Here is a 14,071-nt window from a genome sequence, read left to right as displayed (position 1 = left end):
GAAACACATGACGCATCACGACGACGTCAGCACCGCCACCGACAGCACCGACATCGACACCGGCATCGGCGGCGAGACCGAGGTCGACCAGGCCGTCACCGTCACCGACGAGCCCGATCAGCAGGCCGGATCTTGCCCGGTGGTCCACACCGCGATGCCGCACCCCACCGCCGGCTCGGCGAACCGGGTGTGGTGGCCGAATCAGCTGAACGTGCGGATCCTGGCGAAGAACCCCACCGAGCGCGACCCGCTGGGTGCCGACTTCGACTACCGCGCCGCGTTCGAAGCCCTCGACCTGGCCGCCGTCAAGCGTGACATCGCCGAACTGCTTACCACCTCGCAGGACTGGTGGCCCGCCGACTTCGGCCACTACGGCCCGCTGATGATCCGCATGGCGTGGCACAGCGCCGGTACCTACCGGGTCACCGACGGTCGGGGCGGCGGCGGTGCCGGTCAGCAGCGCTTCGCTCCGCTGAACAGCTGGCCCGACAACGTCAATCTTGACAAGGCGCGCCGCCTGCTGTGGCCGGTGAAGAAGAAGTACGGCCAGAGCATCTCGTGGGCAGACCTCATGATCCTCGCCGGCAACGTGGCGCTGGAGGACATGGGCTTCGAGACCTTCGGCTTCGCCGGCGGTCGTGCCGACGTCTGGGAGCCCGACGATAACGTGTACTGGGGCGCCGAGACCGAGTGGATGGGCAGCGACAAGCGCTTCTCGGGCGAGGGCCGTCAGCTCGACAAGCCGCTGGGTGCCACCCACATGGGCCTCATCTACGTCAACCCCGAGGGGCCCGAGGGCAACCCCGACCCGATCGCGGCGGCCCACGACATCCGTCAGACCTTCGCCCGCATGGCGATGAACGACGAGGAGACCGTCGCCCTCATCGCCGGCGGTCACACGTTCGGAAAGACCCACGGCGCCGCGGCCGACTCCGCTCTCTCCGACAACCCCGAGGCCTCTCCGCTGGAGGAGCAGGGCCTCGGATGGCGGAGCTCCCATGCCAGCGGCAAGGGCGATGACACCATCACCTCGGGCCTGGAGGTGACCTGGACCTACCACCCGACGCGCTGGGACAACGAGTTCTTCCACATCCTGTTCGCCTACGAGTGGGAGCTGATGAAGAGCCCGGCCGGAGCCCACCAGTGGCGGCCCAAGAACGGTGCCGGCGCCGACATGGTGCCCCTGGCGCACGACGGCTCGAAGCGTCGCGAGCCGCGCATGCTCACCACCGACCTGGCGCTTCGGATGGACCCCGAGTACGAGAAGATCTCGCGCCGCTTCCTCGAGAGCCCCGAGGCCTTCGCCGACGCGTTCGCCCGCGCCTGGTTCAAGCTCACCCACCGCGACATGGGACCGCGCGACCGCTACCTGGGCCCCGAGGTGCCCGAGGAAGTGCTGCTCTGGCAGGACCCGGTGCCCGCCGTCGACTACGAGCTCATCGACGCCGCCGACGCGGCCGCGCTCAAGTCCGACATCCTCGCCTCGGGGCTCACGGTCTCGCAGCTCGTCGGCACGACCTGGGCCGCGGCATCGTCGTTCCGCGGCAGCGACAAGCGCGGCGGCGTCAACGGTGCCCGCATCCGCCTCGCTCCGCAGAAGGACTGGGTCGTGAACAACCCCGCGCAGCTGGCCGAGGTGCTGCCCGTCCTCGAGGGCATCCAGCAGCGCTTCAACGAGGCGCAGCAGGGCGGCAAGCGGGTCTCGCTCGCCGACGTCCTCGTGCTGGCCGGCAACGCCGGGGTGGAAAAGTCCGCGTCCGAGGCGGGGGTCGCCGTCGAGGTGCCCTTCCGTCCGGGACGCACCGACGCCACGCAGGAGATGACCGACGCCGACTCGTTCGCCTGGCTCGAGCCCGTCGCCGACGGCTTCCGCAACTACTACGGGCCCGAGGCGACGCTCCCCGCCGAGTACCACCTGCTCGACCGCGCCAACCTTCTGACCCTCACGGCACCCGAGATGACGGTGCTCGTCGGCGGCCTGCGGGTTCTCGGAACGAACTGGGACGGCTCGGACCACGGCGTCTTCACCGACCGCCCCGGTGTGCTCACGAACGACTTCTTCGTGAACCTGCTCGACCTCGGCGTGACCTGGAAGCCGCTGGACCCCGGGTCGCACGCCTTCCAGGGACGGCGGGACGGCAGCGGCGAATCCGTCGGCATCGGCACCCGTGTCGACCTCGTGTTCGGCTCGAACTCCGAGCTGCGCGCGCTCGCCGAGGTGTACGCGAGCGACGACGCCACAGAGAAGTTCGTGCGCGACTTCGTCGCCGCGTGGACCAAGGTCACCGAGCTCGATCGCTTCGATCTCGTCTGACGCCGCCGGCGGGTCATCCGCCGCACGAATCGGGCCCGCTCTCCTCAGGGAGGGCGGGCCCGATCCCGCAGGTGGGGGACGAGGGGATGACGCGCGCCGCCGTCAGCGCGTGCGCGCCTCCTTCTGCGCGGGCGGCGCGGGCTTCTTCTCGAACAGCGCCCGGTGGAGGAACCCCGCGAGAAGACCTCCGACGATCGGGAACACCACGAAGACCCACAGCTGCAGGAACGGCTCGGCGCCGCCGTAGACGGCGGTCGCGATCGATCGCGCGGGGTTGACGGAGGTGTTGTCGATCGGGATGGTCGCGAGGTGGATGAGGGTGAGCGTCAACCCGATGGCGAGCCCGGCGAAGCCCGCGGTGCCGCGCTGCGGGTGGGTGACGCCGAGGATCACGATGACGAAGATCGCCGTGAAGAGCACCTCGGTGATGATGGCGGCGCCCAGGCCGTATCCGCCCGGCGACAGCGCCCCGAACCCGTTGCTGGCGAAGCCGCTGTCCTGGGCCTGGGCGAGCCAGTCGCCGGGTCCGAACAGGCCGATGAGCACGATCAGCGTCGTGCCGACGAGTCCGCCGACGATCTGGGCGATGAGGTAGGCGGGCACGTCCCGCCATGCGAACCGGCCCGCGGCGGCGAGCCCCAGGGTGACGGCGGGGTTGAAGTGCCCGCCCGAGATCGGGCCGAACGCGTAGATCCCGGCGATGATCGTCAGACCGAACGCGAGGGAGACCCCGACGAACCCGATCCCGAGGGAGGTGCCGTTCTCGCTCACGCCGAAGTCGGCGGCGAACAGCGCCGCCGAGATCGCCCCGAAGACGAGCAGGAAGGTTCCGAGCGCCTCGGCGACGAGCTTCGTGGCGGTGGTGGGCGCGGTGCCGCCCGCGGCGGCGGTGTCATCGGACATGCAGGACTCCTCTTTTCAGGCATGAGCGTAGCGGCGGGCATGCGCAGGGGACGGGCGCGCCGTGGGATGTGACCCTCCGTGTCGCCCGGCGCTGCCGCGCGGCGACACGGGGTGCGTCAGAGCCGCCCCGCGGCCTTAAGCGCGAGGTAGCGGTCGGCGACGGCGGGCGGCAGGTCGTCGGGCGAGGCCGCGATCGGCTCAGCACCGGCGCGGCGTACGGCCGCGGCGACCCGCTCGGCGTCGCGCGCAGCGCGCGCGTAGGCCGCCTGCCGGTACAGCTCGTCGGTGTCGGGCCGCGGGTCGGGCGGCACCGGGTCGTCGGTGACCGAGGCGACCACGACGCGCGTGCGGGCGGTGAGCGCCGGGAGCGACCCGAGGAATCCGCGCGCCGCCTCGGGGGCGTCCTGTGCGGTCAGCAGCACCACGAGCGACGGCCGGGAGGTGACCCGCCGCACCTGCGCGATCGCGGCGTCCCAGTCGGTGTCGATCAGCTGCGGATCCACCGGTGCCATGGCGTCGACGAGGGCGGGGAGGAGCCCCGGGCCGTCGATCCCCGTGACCCGCGCACGCACGAGCCGGTCGAACATGATCAGGTGCACGTGGTCGCCGGCGCGCGATGCGAGTGCCGACAGCAGCAGGGCGGCCTCCATGGCGGCATCCATCCGCACCCCGTCGCCTACGCGCGCGGCCGCGGTGCGCCCGGTGTCGATGATGATGACCACGTGCCGGTCCCGCTCGGGCCGCCAGGTGCGGAGCATCGTGGTCCCGGCGCGCGCGGTCGCGCGCCAGTCGATGGAGCGCACGTCGTCGCCGCGTACGTATTCGCGCAGGCTGTCGAACTCGGTGCCCTGCCCCCGCACCTGCACGCTGGTGTTGCCGTCGAGTTCGCGCAGCCGCGCGAGGCGGGACGGAAGGTGACGGCGGGAGGTGAAGGGCGGGAGCACCCGCAGCGCGCCCGGGGCGTCGATGCGCCGCTGCCTGCCGGCGAGTCCGAGCGGGCCGGCGCTGCGCACGACGAGGAACCCGGTGCGCAGCTCGCCGCGCCGGCGGGGGAGGAGCGGCACCCGCACCCTGCGGGATTCTCCGGGCGGGATGTCGATGCCCGCCCGCTCGAGCGGGGCTCCGGCCGTCGGCTGCCAGGCGTCCCGCACCCTGCCGCGCAGCGTCCGCGCGCCGGTGTTCCGGAGGGTCACGCCGGTCTCGACCTGCTGACCGAGGAGGCTCCGGGAAGGGACGTCGCGGGCGACGTCGAGCCACCGCGGGTCGGGCGCGGCCGCGGCATCCGTCAGCGCCAGTGCGGTCGAGAGCACCGCCCATCCGAGCATCGCCAGCCACGGGTCGACGCCGGCGATCGAGAGCAGGACGACCGGCACCACGCCGAGTCCGACGAGAAGGGGAAGGCGCCCGGTGACGTACACGCTCAGACCGGCACGCGGGTCTGCTGCACCACCGCGGTGAGCACCGCGTCGACCGAGACGCCCTCGAGCTCGGCGTCGGGGCGCAGCCGGATGCGGTGCCGCCAGGTGGGCACGAGCAGCGTCTGCACGTGGTCGGGAGTGATCGCGGGGTAGCCGCCGAGCCAGGCCCAGGCCTTCGCCGCGGCGAGGAGCGCCGTCGTCGCGCGGGGGCTCACGCCCAGCTGGACCGACGGGCTCTGCCGGGTCGCCTGGGCGAGGTCGACGACGTACCCGAGCACGTCGTCGGTGACGGTGACACGGGCGGCGGCATGCTGGGCCGCGACGATCTCGTCGGGGGCGATGACACGCTGAAGACCCGCGGCGCCGAGATCGCGCGGGTCGAACCCCTCGGCGTGGCGGCGGAGCACCGCGAGCTCGGCATCGCGCGGCGGCAGGTCGACGATGAGCTTCAGCAGGAACCGGTCGAGCTGCGCTTCGGGGAGCGTGTAGGTGCCCTCCTGCTCGATGGGGTTCTGCGTCGCCGCGACGAGGAAGGGCGACGGGAGCGGCCGCGTCACGCCGTCGGAGGAGACCTGACGCTCCTCCATCGCCTCCAGGAGCGCCGCCTGGGTCTTGGGAGGGGTGCGGTTGATCTCGTCGGCGAGGACGACGTTGCTGAACACCGGGCCCGGGCGGAACTCGAACTCGCCCGTGCGTGCGTCGTACACGAGCGATCCCGAGACGTCGCCCGGCATCAGGTCGGGGGTGAACTGGATGCGCTTGGTGTCGAGCCCGAGGGAGGTGCTGAACGCGCGCACCAGCAGCGTCTTGGCGACCCCGGGCACGCCCTCCAGCAGCACGTGACCGCGCGCGAGGAGGGCGATGAGGAGGCCGGTGACCGTCCCGTCCTGGCCGATCACGGCCTTCCCGACTTCGGTGCGTACCCGGTGCATCGCGTCGCGGAGGGCGGCGTCGTCGAGGACGGCGGGCGCGGGTGTCGGCGCGGCGACGCTCTCGGACGGCGAAGAGTCGGCGGTGAGAGGGGGCGGCTGGTCGGTCATGGGCGGTTCCTTTCGGGACGGACGGCGTCGCGGAGGGCTGCTTCGAGCTCGCGCAGGCGCGAGGCGACGACGGCGAGCTGGGCGTCATCGGTGGGGACGTCGTCGAGGAGGATGCCCCGGACGACGCGTCGATCGGCGGCGAGGCGGTCGGCGGCGGCGTCGGCGATCTCATCCGCCGCGGCGTTCGGGCCGAGGCCGAGGAGCCTCGCCATCCGCCGGAGAGCGGCGATCCGCAGATCGTCCGCGGCATGACCGGCGTCGCGGGTCTGGGCGTACAGGCGGGCACGGCCCTCGGCGGTCTCGGCGGCGCGCACCGTGACCGGCAGGCGCTCGCGCACCAGCGGCCCGAAACGGCGTCCGCGCCACAGGGCGGCGGCCACGGCGGCGAGGATCAGAAGGGCGATGGCGGGACTCACCCAGCGGGGCGTGGACTCGCCGAGCGAGGGGTCGGTGTTCTCCAGGTCGGTGTCGCCGAGCACCGGGTCGTACCAGACCACGAGCGGATGCCGCGCGAGGAGGTTCACGCCCAGAGCGGCGTTGCCGTCGTCGGCCAGCACCTCGTTGACGAGGACCGCGCGACCGTCGATCGCCGCGACGCGGCGACCGTCGGTCTCGGCGACGACGATACCCGCCTGCCCGTCGGCGGTGAGGTAGCAGCCCTCGGCGCCGTCGCCCGCGACGAACACCGCGCCCGGGGCGACCGGACCCGACCGCTCGGCGTCGGCGAGGTCGCACTGTGGGTCGAGCAGCGCGTCGGCTCGTCCGCCGACCGTCGTACCGGGGAGGAAGAGCCGGAGCGTACGGGAACGGGGGTCGATGAGGACGATGTCGTCCGCGGGGTCGGCGAGGCCTGCGAGCCCGTCGTCGGAGAGGGCGGGGGTGTCGGGAAGCACGAGCGTCGACCCGGTCGAGGCGTCATCGAGCGCGCGGGCGACGGCGTCGCTGCTGCGGGCCACCTCGACCTCGACACCCTGATCCCGCAGCACCTCCACGAGGGCGCGCGTTCCCGTCGGGCCGGCCGACTCGGGGTCGAACGCGTCGCGCTGGGCCCACTCGCCGAGCCCCGACAGCAGCGCGCCGATGCTGCCGACGGCGAGGAGGGCGATGGCCAGCGCGACCCAGCCGCCGACCCGCCGGCGTCGCGAGGCGGGCGCAGGGGCGGCCGAGGTGCCGGCATCGGTGCGGGGCGCGGCCGCGGTCATCCGCCCACTCCCGTTCGGACGGGGGTCGCCGGTCGCGCGGCGATCAGCTGCTCGTCCAGGCGGCGGAGATGCTCGTAGTCGTCGCGGGAGCCGGGGCGACGCAGGTAGCGGACGTCGTCGAACGCCGAGGCGCCGGCCTCGAGGTCGGTCGCGGCACTCGGGAAGACACGTCCCGCCGCCCGGGCGAAGGCGTGCACCGTCGCGCCCGGCGGCGTGCTGACGACTCCGCGCTCGGCGAGACCGCGCGCGAGCGCGCGGAAGCGCAGGATGAGCGCTTCGTCCCATCTCCCGGCGTCTGCGGCGGAGGCCGCCGCCCGGCGGAGGTCGTCGGCGCTGCGTTCGTCGGCATCTCCGAAGAGGGTGGCCACCGGCGCCGACGCGCGACGCCGCGCGCGGGGGAGGCCCCAGACGAGGAGGGCGACGATGATCAGGGCGGCGATCGCGATGGCCGCAATGAGGGCGAAGGCCGATCCCCAGCCGCCGGAGACGTCGGTCGAGAACAGCCCGCCGAGGAAATCCAGGATGGCGCGGGCGATGCGGTCGAACGCGGTCGGCTGGGCCTCGGCGTAGGCCGGATCGGACAGTTCCTGCTCGGCCCACTCCCGCGCCTCGTCACCATCGGGGGTGACGGGTGTCGCCGCGAGCATCCGCGCGACGACAGCGATCACGGGGTGTCGCGGTCGGCGGCGTCGCCGCCGGGCGCGGCCCAGCTCGTCGGCGGGGTGGCGGGCGGCGCGCCGGTCGGGGGTGCCGCCGGGGGCGGAGTCGGAGGAGCACCGGGTGCAGCCGGCGGCGCGGTGTATCCGGGCGGCGGGCCGTACCCCTGCGGTGCGGCATGCGCGGGCGGGGGTCCGTACCCCTGCGGTGCGGGGTAGCCCGGGGGCGGTCCGTACCCCTGCGGGGCCGGGTAGGCCGGTGCGGGAGGCCGAGGCGCGATCGCGCGTCCGACGTGGACGCGGTAGGGATCGGGCAGGTCCCCTCGCCCGGCGTCGCGCTGCTCGACGTAGCTCTGCAGGTCGAGATCGAGGCCCTCGCGCCGCATCCGGCAGTCGATGTAGACGAGGGCGGAGGCCGTGGACTGCACCACGACTGCGACCGCCTGGATCAGCAGCGTCACCACCTGGGTGAGCACGAGCCCGAAGATGAGGGCGACGATGGCCCCGGGCTCGGGGTCGCCTGTGGGGGAGATGATCGTCGACACGCCGCTGGTAAGGAGGCTGAAGGGCACGCTCACCACCTGAGCGAGCACCGAGAAGGTCAGCGACACCAGTACGAGGACACCGAGTCCGACCCAGAAGCGGCCCCGGATGAGAGTCCACGACCGCACGATCGCGCCGCGGATGGTCGCGTGCTCGAGGATGATCGCCGAGGGCGCGAGCATGAGCTTCGTCGACAGCCACAGCACGAGCGGGATCGCGGCGAGGACCGCGAGCACGGACAGGACGATGGCCACGGGCAGCACCGCGAACCCGATCGCGACGAGGATCAGCACGACCAGGGTCACCGCCACGACGCCGGCGGCGGCGAGGAGGAATGCGTAGCCGATGAGCCGCCACACCACGGGCTTCAGCTGAGCCCAGATCGCTCCGAGCGTGGGCTTCTCGGCGACCGCGCCCCGCGCGACCTCGGTCACGACGACACCCTGGACGATCACGCCGACGGCCCCGGCGAGAAGGCCGAGCACGACGCCGGCGACGAACACGAGGGCGATCGAGCCGGCGAGGACCGTGTCGAACTCCTCCGATCCCGGTCGCAGGGTGTCCAGGCGCGAGAACGCTCCGATCGCGATGGCCCCGATCGCGACGATGACCACGATGTACGTGACGGCCTGGATCCCCAGGGCGAAGCCGAGCAGCACCTTGGGGTTGTGCCGGAGTGCCGTGAACGACCTGCCGAGGATCGTGCCGAAGCTCAGCGGATGCAGTGGGATGATGCCGGGCCGGGATGCCGGCGTCCACGCCGGGTACGACGTCACGGGGCGGTCCTCCTCGCGTGGGCGGCCATGCGGTCGCGGTCGCGCCGCACCGGCTCCATCGTGTCATATCGGCGCGCCGGGGCCCGCGGACTCCCGGGCGATGCTCGGTGCACCCCCAGGCGGTGTCGACTAGTGTTGCTCAGAGCGTTCGACACCCGTGGCGTCTCGCCGTGCCCGACCGGACCCGAAGGACGAAAGACCCGATGACATCACGGATCCTGGTTGTCGACGACGACACCGCTCTGGCAGAGATGATCGGGATCGTCCTGCGCACCGAGGGGTTCGAACCCGCGTTCTGCGCCGACGGCGCCCGCGCCGTCGACGCCTGGCGCGAGGAACGCCCCGATCTCGTGCTGCTGGATCTCATGCTCCCCGGCATGGACGGCATCGAGGTGTGCACGCGCATCCGGGCGGAATCCGGCATCCCGATCATCATGCTCACCGCCCGCACCGACACCGCCGACGTCGTCCGCGGGCTCGAGTCCGGCGCCGACGACTACATCGTCAAGCCCTTCAACCCCAAGGAGCTCGTCGCCCGCATCCGCACGCGACTGCGGCCGACGGCCCAGACGTCGCCGGAGGTGCTGCGCATCGGCGACCTCACCGTCGACGTGTCGGCGCATGAGGTCCGGCGCGGCGACGAGCCGATCGCGCTGACCCCGCTGGAGTTCGAGCTGCTCGTCGCGCTCGCCTCCAAGCCCCAGCAGGTCTTCTCGCGCGAGATGCTGCTGGAGCAGGTGTGGGGCTATCACTACAAGGCCGACACCCGCCTGGTCAACGTCCACGTGCAGCGGCTGCGTGCCAAGGTCGAGCGCGACCCCGACAACCCGCGGATCGTGACGACCGTGCGCGGAGTCGGCTATCGCGCGGGCGCCGTGGCGTGACGGTCTGACATGAGGGCCGCATGACGACCGGTGCGGGTCCCCGCACGACGACCAGTGCGTCGCCGACCGTGGGCACAGGCACGGGATCGACGGCGATCGGTCGCCGGATGGCGCAGTGGCGCGACTGGCGCTCTTGGCCCGATCGCCTGACGAACCTGTGGCGGCGCTCGCTGCGCTTCCGCACCGTCCTCATCACCCTGGCGCTCACGGCACTGACGATCCTGATCGCCTGCGTCTGGATGGCCTTGGCGATCCAGCACGACCTCTTCACCGCCGGACGCGACCAGGCGACCGGCGGCGCGCTCCGGGCCACCCAGTCCGCCCAGGAGCGACTGGACTCCGCCGAGCCCGGGAACGACCCGGTGCAGCTCCAGCTGCTGATGACGACCCTCAGCACCGACCTCGCCGAGCAGTCCGGCAGCGACCGCATCGCGATCTTCCGCATCGACCGCGCGTCGCGCATTGCTCCCCAGGATCTCGTCACGCCGGGCCTCCCGGAGGAGGTGCTGAGCGAGGGCCTCCGGCAGAAGGTGCGCGCCGACGGCGACGTGCAGCAGTGGTGGCAGTCGGTCGCCCTCGAGGCAGAGGACGGCAGCACGGTGCCCGGCATCGTGGTCGGGCAGCAGCTCTCGTTCCCTGTCGTCGGCGCCTACGAGGTGTATATCGCCTACGACCTCGCCGGCGAATCGCAGATCCTCGCCTTCATCCAGGGCACGCTCTGGGTGGTCGGCGTGGGCCTGGTGATCCTCATCGGCCTGATCGCGTGGTTCGTCCTCCGGTCGGTGACCACCCCGATCGGAGAGGCGGCCGAGACCAGCGCGAAGCTCGCCAGCGGTGAGCTGAACGTGCGGCTCCCGGTGCGCGGACAGGATGAGCTGGCGACCCTCGGGCAGTCCTTCAACGCCATGGCCGACAGCATCGAGTCGCAGATCAAGGAGCTCGCCGAGCTCTCTCTCGTCCAGCAGCGGTTCGTCTCGGACGTCTCGCACGAGCTGCGGACGCCGCTCACGACCATCCGGCTCGCCGCCGACATGATCAACGATCAGCGCGACTCGTTCGACCCCGCCACCGCGCGCGCCGCCGAGCTGCTGAACGCCCAGGTCCAGCGTTTCGAGACCCTGCTCACCGATCTGCTGGAGATCAGCCGCTACGACGCCGGGTCGATCCAGCTGGAGCTCGAGCCCACGAGCCTCGCCCACCTCGCGGGCGACGTCATCGAGTCGATGAGCCAGCTCGCCGAGCAGCACGGATCGGATGTCCGCCTCGTGGCGCCGGGGGGATATTCCCCGGTCGACATGGATCCTCGTCGGGTGCGGCGCATCGTCCGTAATCTGCTGGGCAATGCCATCGAGCACGGCGAGGGGCGCCCGATCGTGGTCACCGTCGACAGCGACCAGCAGGCCGTCGCGCTGGGCGTCCGCGATTTCGGACTCGGGATGCGACCCGAGGAGGTCGAGCGCGTGTTCGACCGGTTCTGGCGTGCCGACCCCTCCCGGAAGCGCACGATCGGCGGCACCGGCCTCGGCCTGTCGATCGCACTGGGAGACGCGCGCCTGCACGGCGGGGAACTCGCCGTGTGGTCGGAGATCGGCCGGGGATCCCATTTCGTCCTCACGCTGCCCCGCCTCGCGCACGGTCTGCAGACCTCCTCGCCCATCGCCGTCGTCCCCGGCGACGACAACACCGCACCGCTGGACGCCCTCGGGCTCACCCAGCCGATCCAGGTGCTGTCCGAGACCGCTGCCGGCGCGGCATCCGGAAACGACCGTCGCTCGGGAGGCGCGTCATGAGAGCCGCTCGCGGACTGCGCGCCCTCGCGGTCGCTGTCGTAGCCGCCCTGGCGCTCACGGCGTGCGCGGGGCTCCCGCTCACGGGCACGGTGCAGGGCGGGCGCTCGGTGGGGGAGCAGCTGCCCGGACCCGACTTCCTGCGGCTGCCCGATCGGCCGCAGGCGGGTGCGACGCCGGAGGAGATCGTCGACGGGTTCCTGCGCGCCGGTGCGGGACCGGTCAGCGACTGGGCGCGTGCGCGCGAGTTCCTCGCCCCCGCCCTGCGCGACACGTGGGATCCGACGGCCGGGGTGATCATCGAACCCACCGGCACGACCCGCACCCCCCTCGCCGTCGGCGAGAACGCCGTCGAGGTCGCGGTCGCCCCCACGGCGACCGTGGACGCGACCGGGGTCTACGAGCCGGCGACCGGAGGCACGCCGCCCCTGCGGTTCGAGCTCCTGCAGCAGGAGGACGGGGAGTGGCGCATCAGCCAGGCGCCGGACGGCATCGTCCTGGACCGCGACTCGTTCGTCACCGCGTTCGACCGGTACACCCTGGCCTACTTCGACCCGACCTGGCAGTACCTGGTGCCTGATGAGCGGTGGTTCCCGACCACCAACGCCCCCACCCGCATCGCCGCCGCCCTGATCGAAGGGTCGCCGGTGGAGTGGCTCGCGGGCTCGGTGGTCTCGGCGTTCCCCGACGGCGTGGCTTTGAGCCCCACCGCGGTGCCGGTCTCGGTGGGTGAGGCGCAGGTGAGCCTGAATGAAGCGGCCCTCACCCTCGAGCAGCCGACCCTCGATCGGATGCAGACCCAGCTCGACGAGAGTCTCGCCTCGGCCGGGGTCACCCGGGTTCAGATGCGGGTCGGGTCGTCCGAGGTCGACGCGGCGGCGGTCGCCGTCCGCTCCACCCGGGTCGCCGCGCAGCCGCTCGTCGTCACCGCCGGCGGGTTCGGATTCCTCACCGGCGACGAACTCGATCCGGTGCCCGGTCTGTCGGACGCGTTGGAGCAGGCGGCGGAGGTCGACGCGCTGGCCCTCTCGCCCGACCGCGTCTTCGCCGCTTCGCGGTTCGCCGCGGACGGGTGGACCGGCAGGATCGACGCCGACGGCGACGTGCAGGTCTTCGACCAGCGCCCGGCACTGGTCGCGCCGACGATCGACGCGTTCGGCTATGTGTGGAGCGTTCCCGAGACCGCGCCCTCGGCGCTCCGGGCGTGGGTGCCGAGCGGGCCGATCGAGATCGCGAACGCGTGGCCGGGGGCGGCCACCCTCTCGGCGATGGCGCTCTCGCGCGACGGCACGCGTCTGGCCGCAGCCGTGACCGCCGGAGGGCGGACCACCTTGAGCGTCGCCGGCGTGATCAGAGACGGGGACGGCGTGCCCAGCGGACTCGGCGACCCCGTCGTGCTCGCCGATCTCGACGGTCCCGTGTCGTCCGTCGCCTGGCTCGACGACTCCTCGATCGCCGCGCTCATCGACGCGGGCAGCGAGCCGCGCCTGCGGGAGCAGGTCGTCGGGGGTGAGGGCACCGAGACCGCGGCCCCCGCCGGTGCCGACACCCTCGCCGGAGGCAACTCCGCCTCGACCCTGCGCGTCCACACCGATCAGGGGAGCCTCTTCATCCGCCGAGGGGCGAACTGGACGCAGACGGCGGAGGGCATCGTGGTCCTCGCGATTCAGCAGGGGTCGCCCCGCTGACTCCTCCCCAGGCTCGGGCGGGCGGGGGTTGTCCACCGATGGCCCGGCGTCGCACCCGCCGCGGGCCTGGGCGCGCCAGGCTGGCGGTATGCCGCCGGTGTCAGGGTCGATCTCGGCCTCTCTGTCCGCGTCGCTCGCCGACGCGCTCGCCCTCCTTCTCCCCGTCGACTGCGCCGGATGCGGCGTGGCGGACGAGGCTCTCTGCGACGGATGCCGCGGGTCCCTCGTCCCGGCACCGACACGGCGACTGCTCGACGACGAGGTGCGGGTCCACAGCGCCCTCGCGTTCGAGGGGGTTCCGGCCCGCGTCATCCGCGGTCTGAAGGAGGACGGCCGCACCGGGCTCGCCGTGCCGCTCGGGCTCGCGCTGCGCGCGGCCGTCCGCGCCGCGGGCGTGGCCGGTGAGGCGGTCCTCGTCCCGGTGCCGTCGTCGCGGCCGGCGTTGCGACGACGGGGTTTCGCGGTGACACCGCTCCTCGCCCGCCGGACCGGGCTGCCCGTCATCCCTCTCCTCGCACCGGCGCGCACGGTCGCCGACCAGCGCGGGCTCGATCGCGACGCCCGGGCCCGGAACGTCGCCGGCAGCCTTCGCGTGCGCGCGCGTCACACGGCGCGGGTGGGCGATCGCCCGATCGTCGTCGTCGACGACGTCCTCACCACGGGTGCGACGCTCGTCGAAGCGACTCGGACACTGCGCGCGGCGGGGCTGCCTGTGGCGGCGGCCGCCACGGTCGCGGCGACCCCCCGGCGCTCATCGGAAACTCGGAGCGGATCCGACCTCCGTCACGCGTGACACGCGGGCGCCCCGGCACTACGGTGGGGGGACACACGCACACTGCCGTGTATACAGAGGCGACTGA

General features: G+C 72.8%; 11 protein-coding genes. 5 read left to right on the top strand and 6 right to left on the bottom strand.

The genetic code is table 11. The features are described 5' to 3' along the window. The first annotated feature begins 7 nt into the window (after positions 1-7). Positions 8-2,314 carry a catalase/peroxidase HPI gene (gene katG / locus T9R20_RS12205; protein ID WP_322409581.1) on the top strand — a complete coding sequence of 769 codons (2,307 nt, stop codon included), beginning with the start codon at positions 8-10 and terminating at the stop codon, positions 2,312-2,314. Between the two features lie 102 nt (positions 2,315-2,416). Here the strand turns inward: katG and aqpZ are convergent, their stop codons facing one another. The 6 genes from aqpZ to T9R20_RS12175 all read right to left on the bottom strand — a co-directional run bounded on the left by aqpZ (position 2,417) and on the right by T9R20_RS12175 (position 8,852). Beyond that, positions 2,417-3,217 (bottom strand): aquaporin Z, encoded by an 801-nt coding sequence (aqpZ, locus tag T9R20_RS12200; RefSeq protein ID WP_322409580.1) that lies wholly within the window; start codon positions 3,215-3,217, stop codon positions 2,417-2,419. Positions 3,218-3,333: 116 nt separating this feature from the next. Next, the gene (locus T9R20_RS12195; RefSeq protein ID WP_322409579.1) at positions 3,334-4,635 is read right to left on the bottom strand and encodes a DUF58 domain-containing protein; all 1,302 of its coding nucleotides are present in this window, start codon (positions 4,633-4,635) and stop codon (positions 3,334-3,336) included. A 2-nt stretch (positions 4,636-4,637) separates the two neighbouring features. After that, positions 4,638-5,675 (bottom strand): AAA family ATPase, encoded by a 1,038-nt coding sequence (locus T9R20_RS12190; protein ID WP_416182907.1) that lies wholly within the window; start codon positions 5,673-5,675, stop codon positions 4,638-4,640. Continuing rightward, positions 5,672-6,877 carry a DUF4350 domain-containing protein gene (locus tag T9R20_RS12185; RefSeq protein WP_322409578.1) on the bottom strand — a complete coding sequence of 402 codons (1,206 nt, stop codon included), beginning with the start codon at positions 6,875-6,877 and terminating at the stop codon, positions 5,672-5,674. The genes T9R20_RS12190 and T9R20_RS12185 overlap by 4 nt, the downstream gene beginning before the upstream one ends. Then, positions 6,874-7,545, bottom strand: a complete 672-nt coding sequence (locus tag T9R20_RS12180) for a DUF4129 domain-containing protein (protein WP_322409577.1) — start codon at positions 7,543-7,545, stop codon at positions 6,874-6,876. The genes T9R20_RS12185 and T9R20_RS12180 overlap by 4 nt, the downstream gene beginning before the upstream one ends. Further along, positions 7,542-8,852, bottom strand: coding sequence for a glycerophosphoryl diester phosphodiesterase membrane domain-containing protein (locus T9R20_RS12175; protein WP_322409576.1), 1,311 nt, complete (start codon positions 8,850-8,852; stop codon positions 7,542-7,544). Before T9R20_RS12175 ends, T9R20_RS12180 begins: the two co-directional genes overlap by 4 nt. A gap of 203 nt (positions 8,853-9,055) precedes the next feature. Between T9R20_RS12175 and mtrA the strand changes: the two genes are divergently transcribed. From mtrA to T9R20_RS12155, 4 genes are all read left to right on the top strand, one after another. After that, on the top strand, positions 9,056-9,736 hold the full coding sequence (gene mtrA / locus T9R20_RS12170) for an MtrAB system response regulator MtrA (RefSeq protein ID WP_322409575.1): 681 nt from the start codon (positions 9,056-9,058) through the stop codon (positions 9,734-9,736). Positions 9,737-9,756: 20 nt separating this feature from the next. Further along, complete coding sequence (mtrB, locus tag T9R20_RS12165; protein ID WP_416182906.1) at positions 9,757-11,526, top strand: MtrAB system histidine kinase MtrB; 1,770 nt, start codon at positions 9,757-9,759, stop codon at positions 11,524-11,526. Then, positions 11,523-13,211, top strand: coding sequence for an LpqB family beta-propeller domain-containing protein (locus T9R20_RS12160; protein ID WP_322409574.1), 1,689 nt, complete (start codon positions 11,523-11,525; stop codon positions 13,209-13,211). Before mtrB ends, T9R20_RS12160 begins: the two co-directional genes overlap by 4 nt. An 88-nt stretch (positions 13,212-13,299) precedes the next feature. Next, positions 13,300-14,004, top strand: coding sequence for a ComF family protein (locus T9R20_RS12155; RefSeq protein WP_322409573.1), 705 nt, complete (start codon positions 13,300-13,302; stop codon positions 14,002-14,004). The last annotated feature ends 67 nt before the right edge of the window (positions 14,005-14,071 follow it).

Source organism: Microbacterium invictum (assembly GCF_034421375.1).
In the GTDB taxonomy this organism is placed as follows: domain Bacteria; phylum Actinomycetota; class Actinomycetes; order Actinomycetales; family Microbacteriaceae; genus Microbacterium; species Microbacterium invictum_A.
This window is presented reverse-complemented; position numbering and strand designations above follow the sequence as displayed.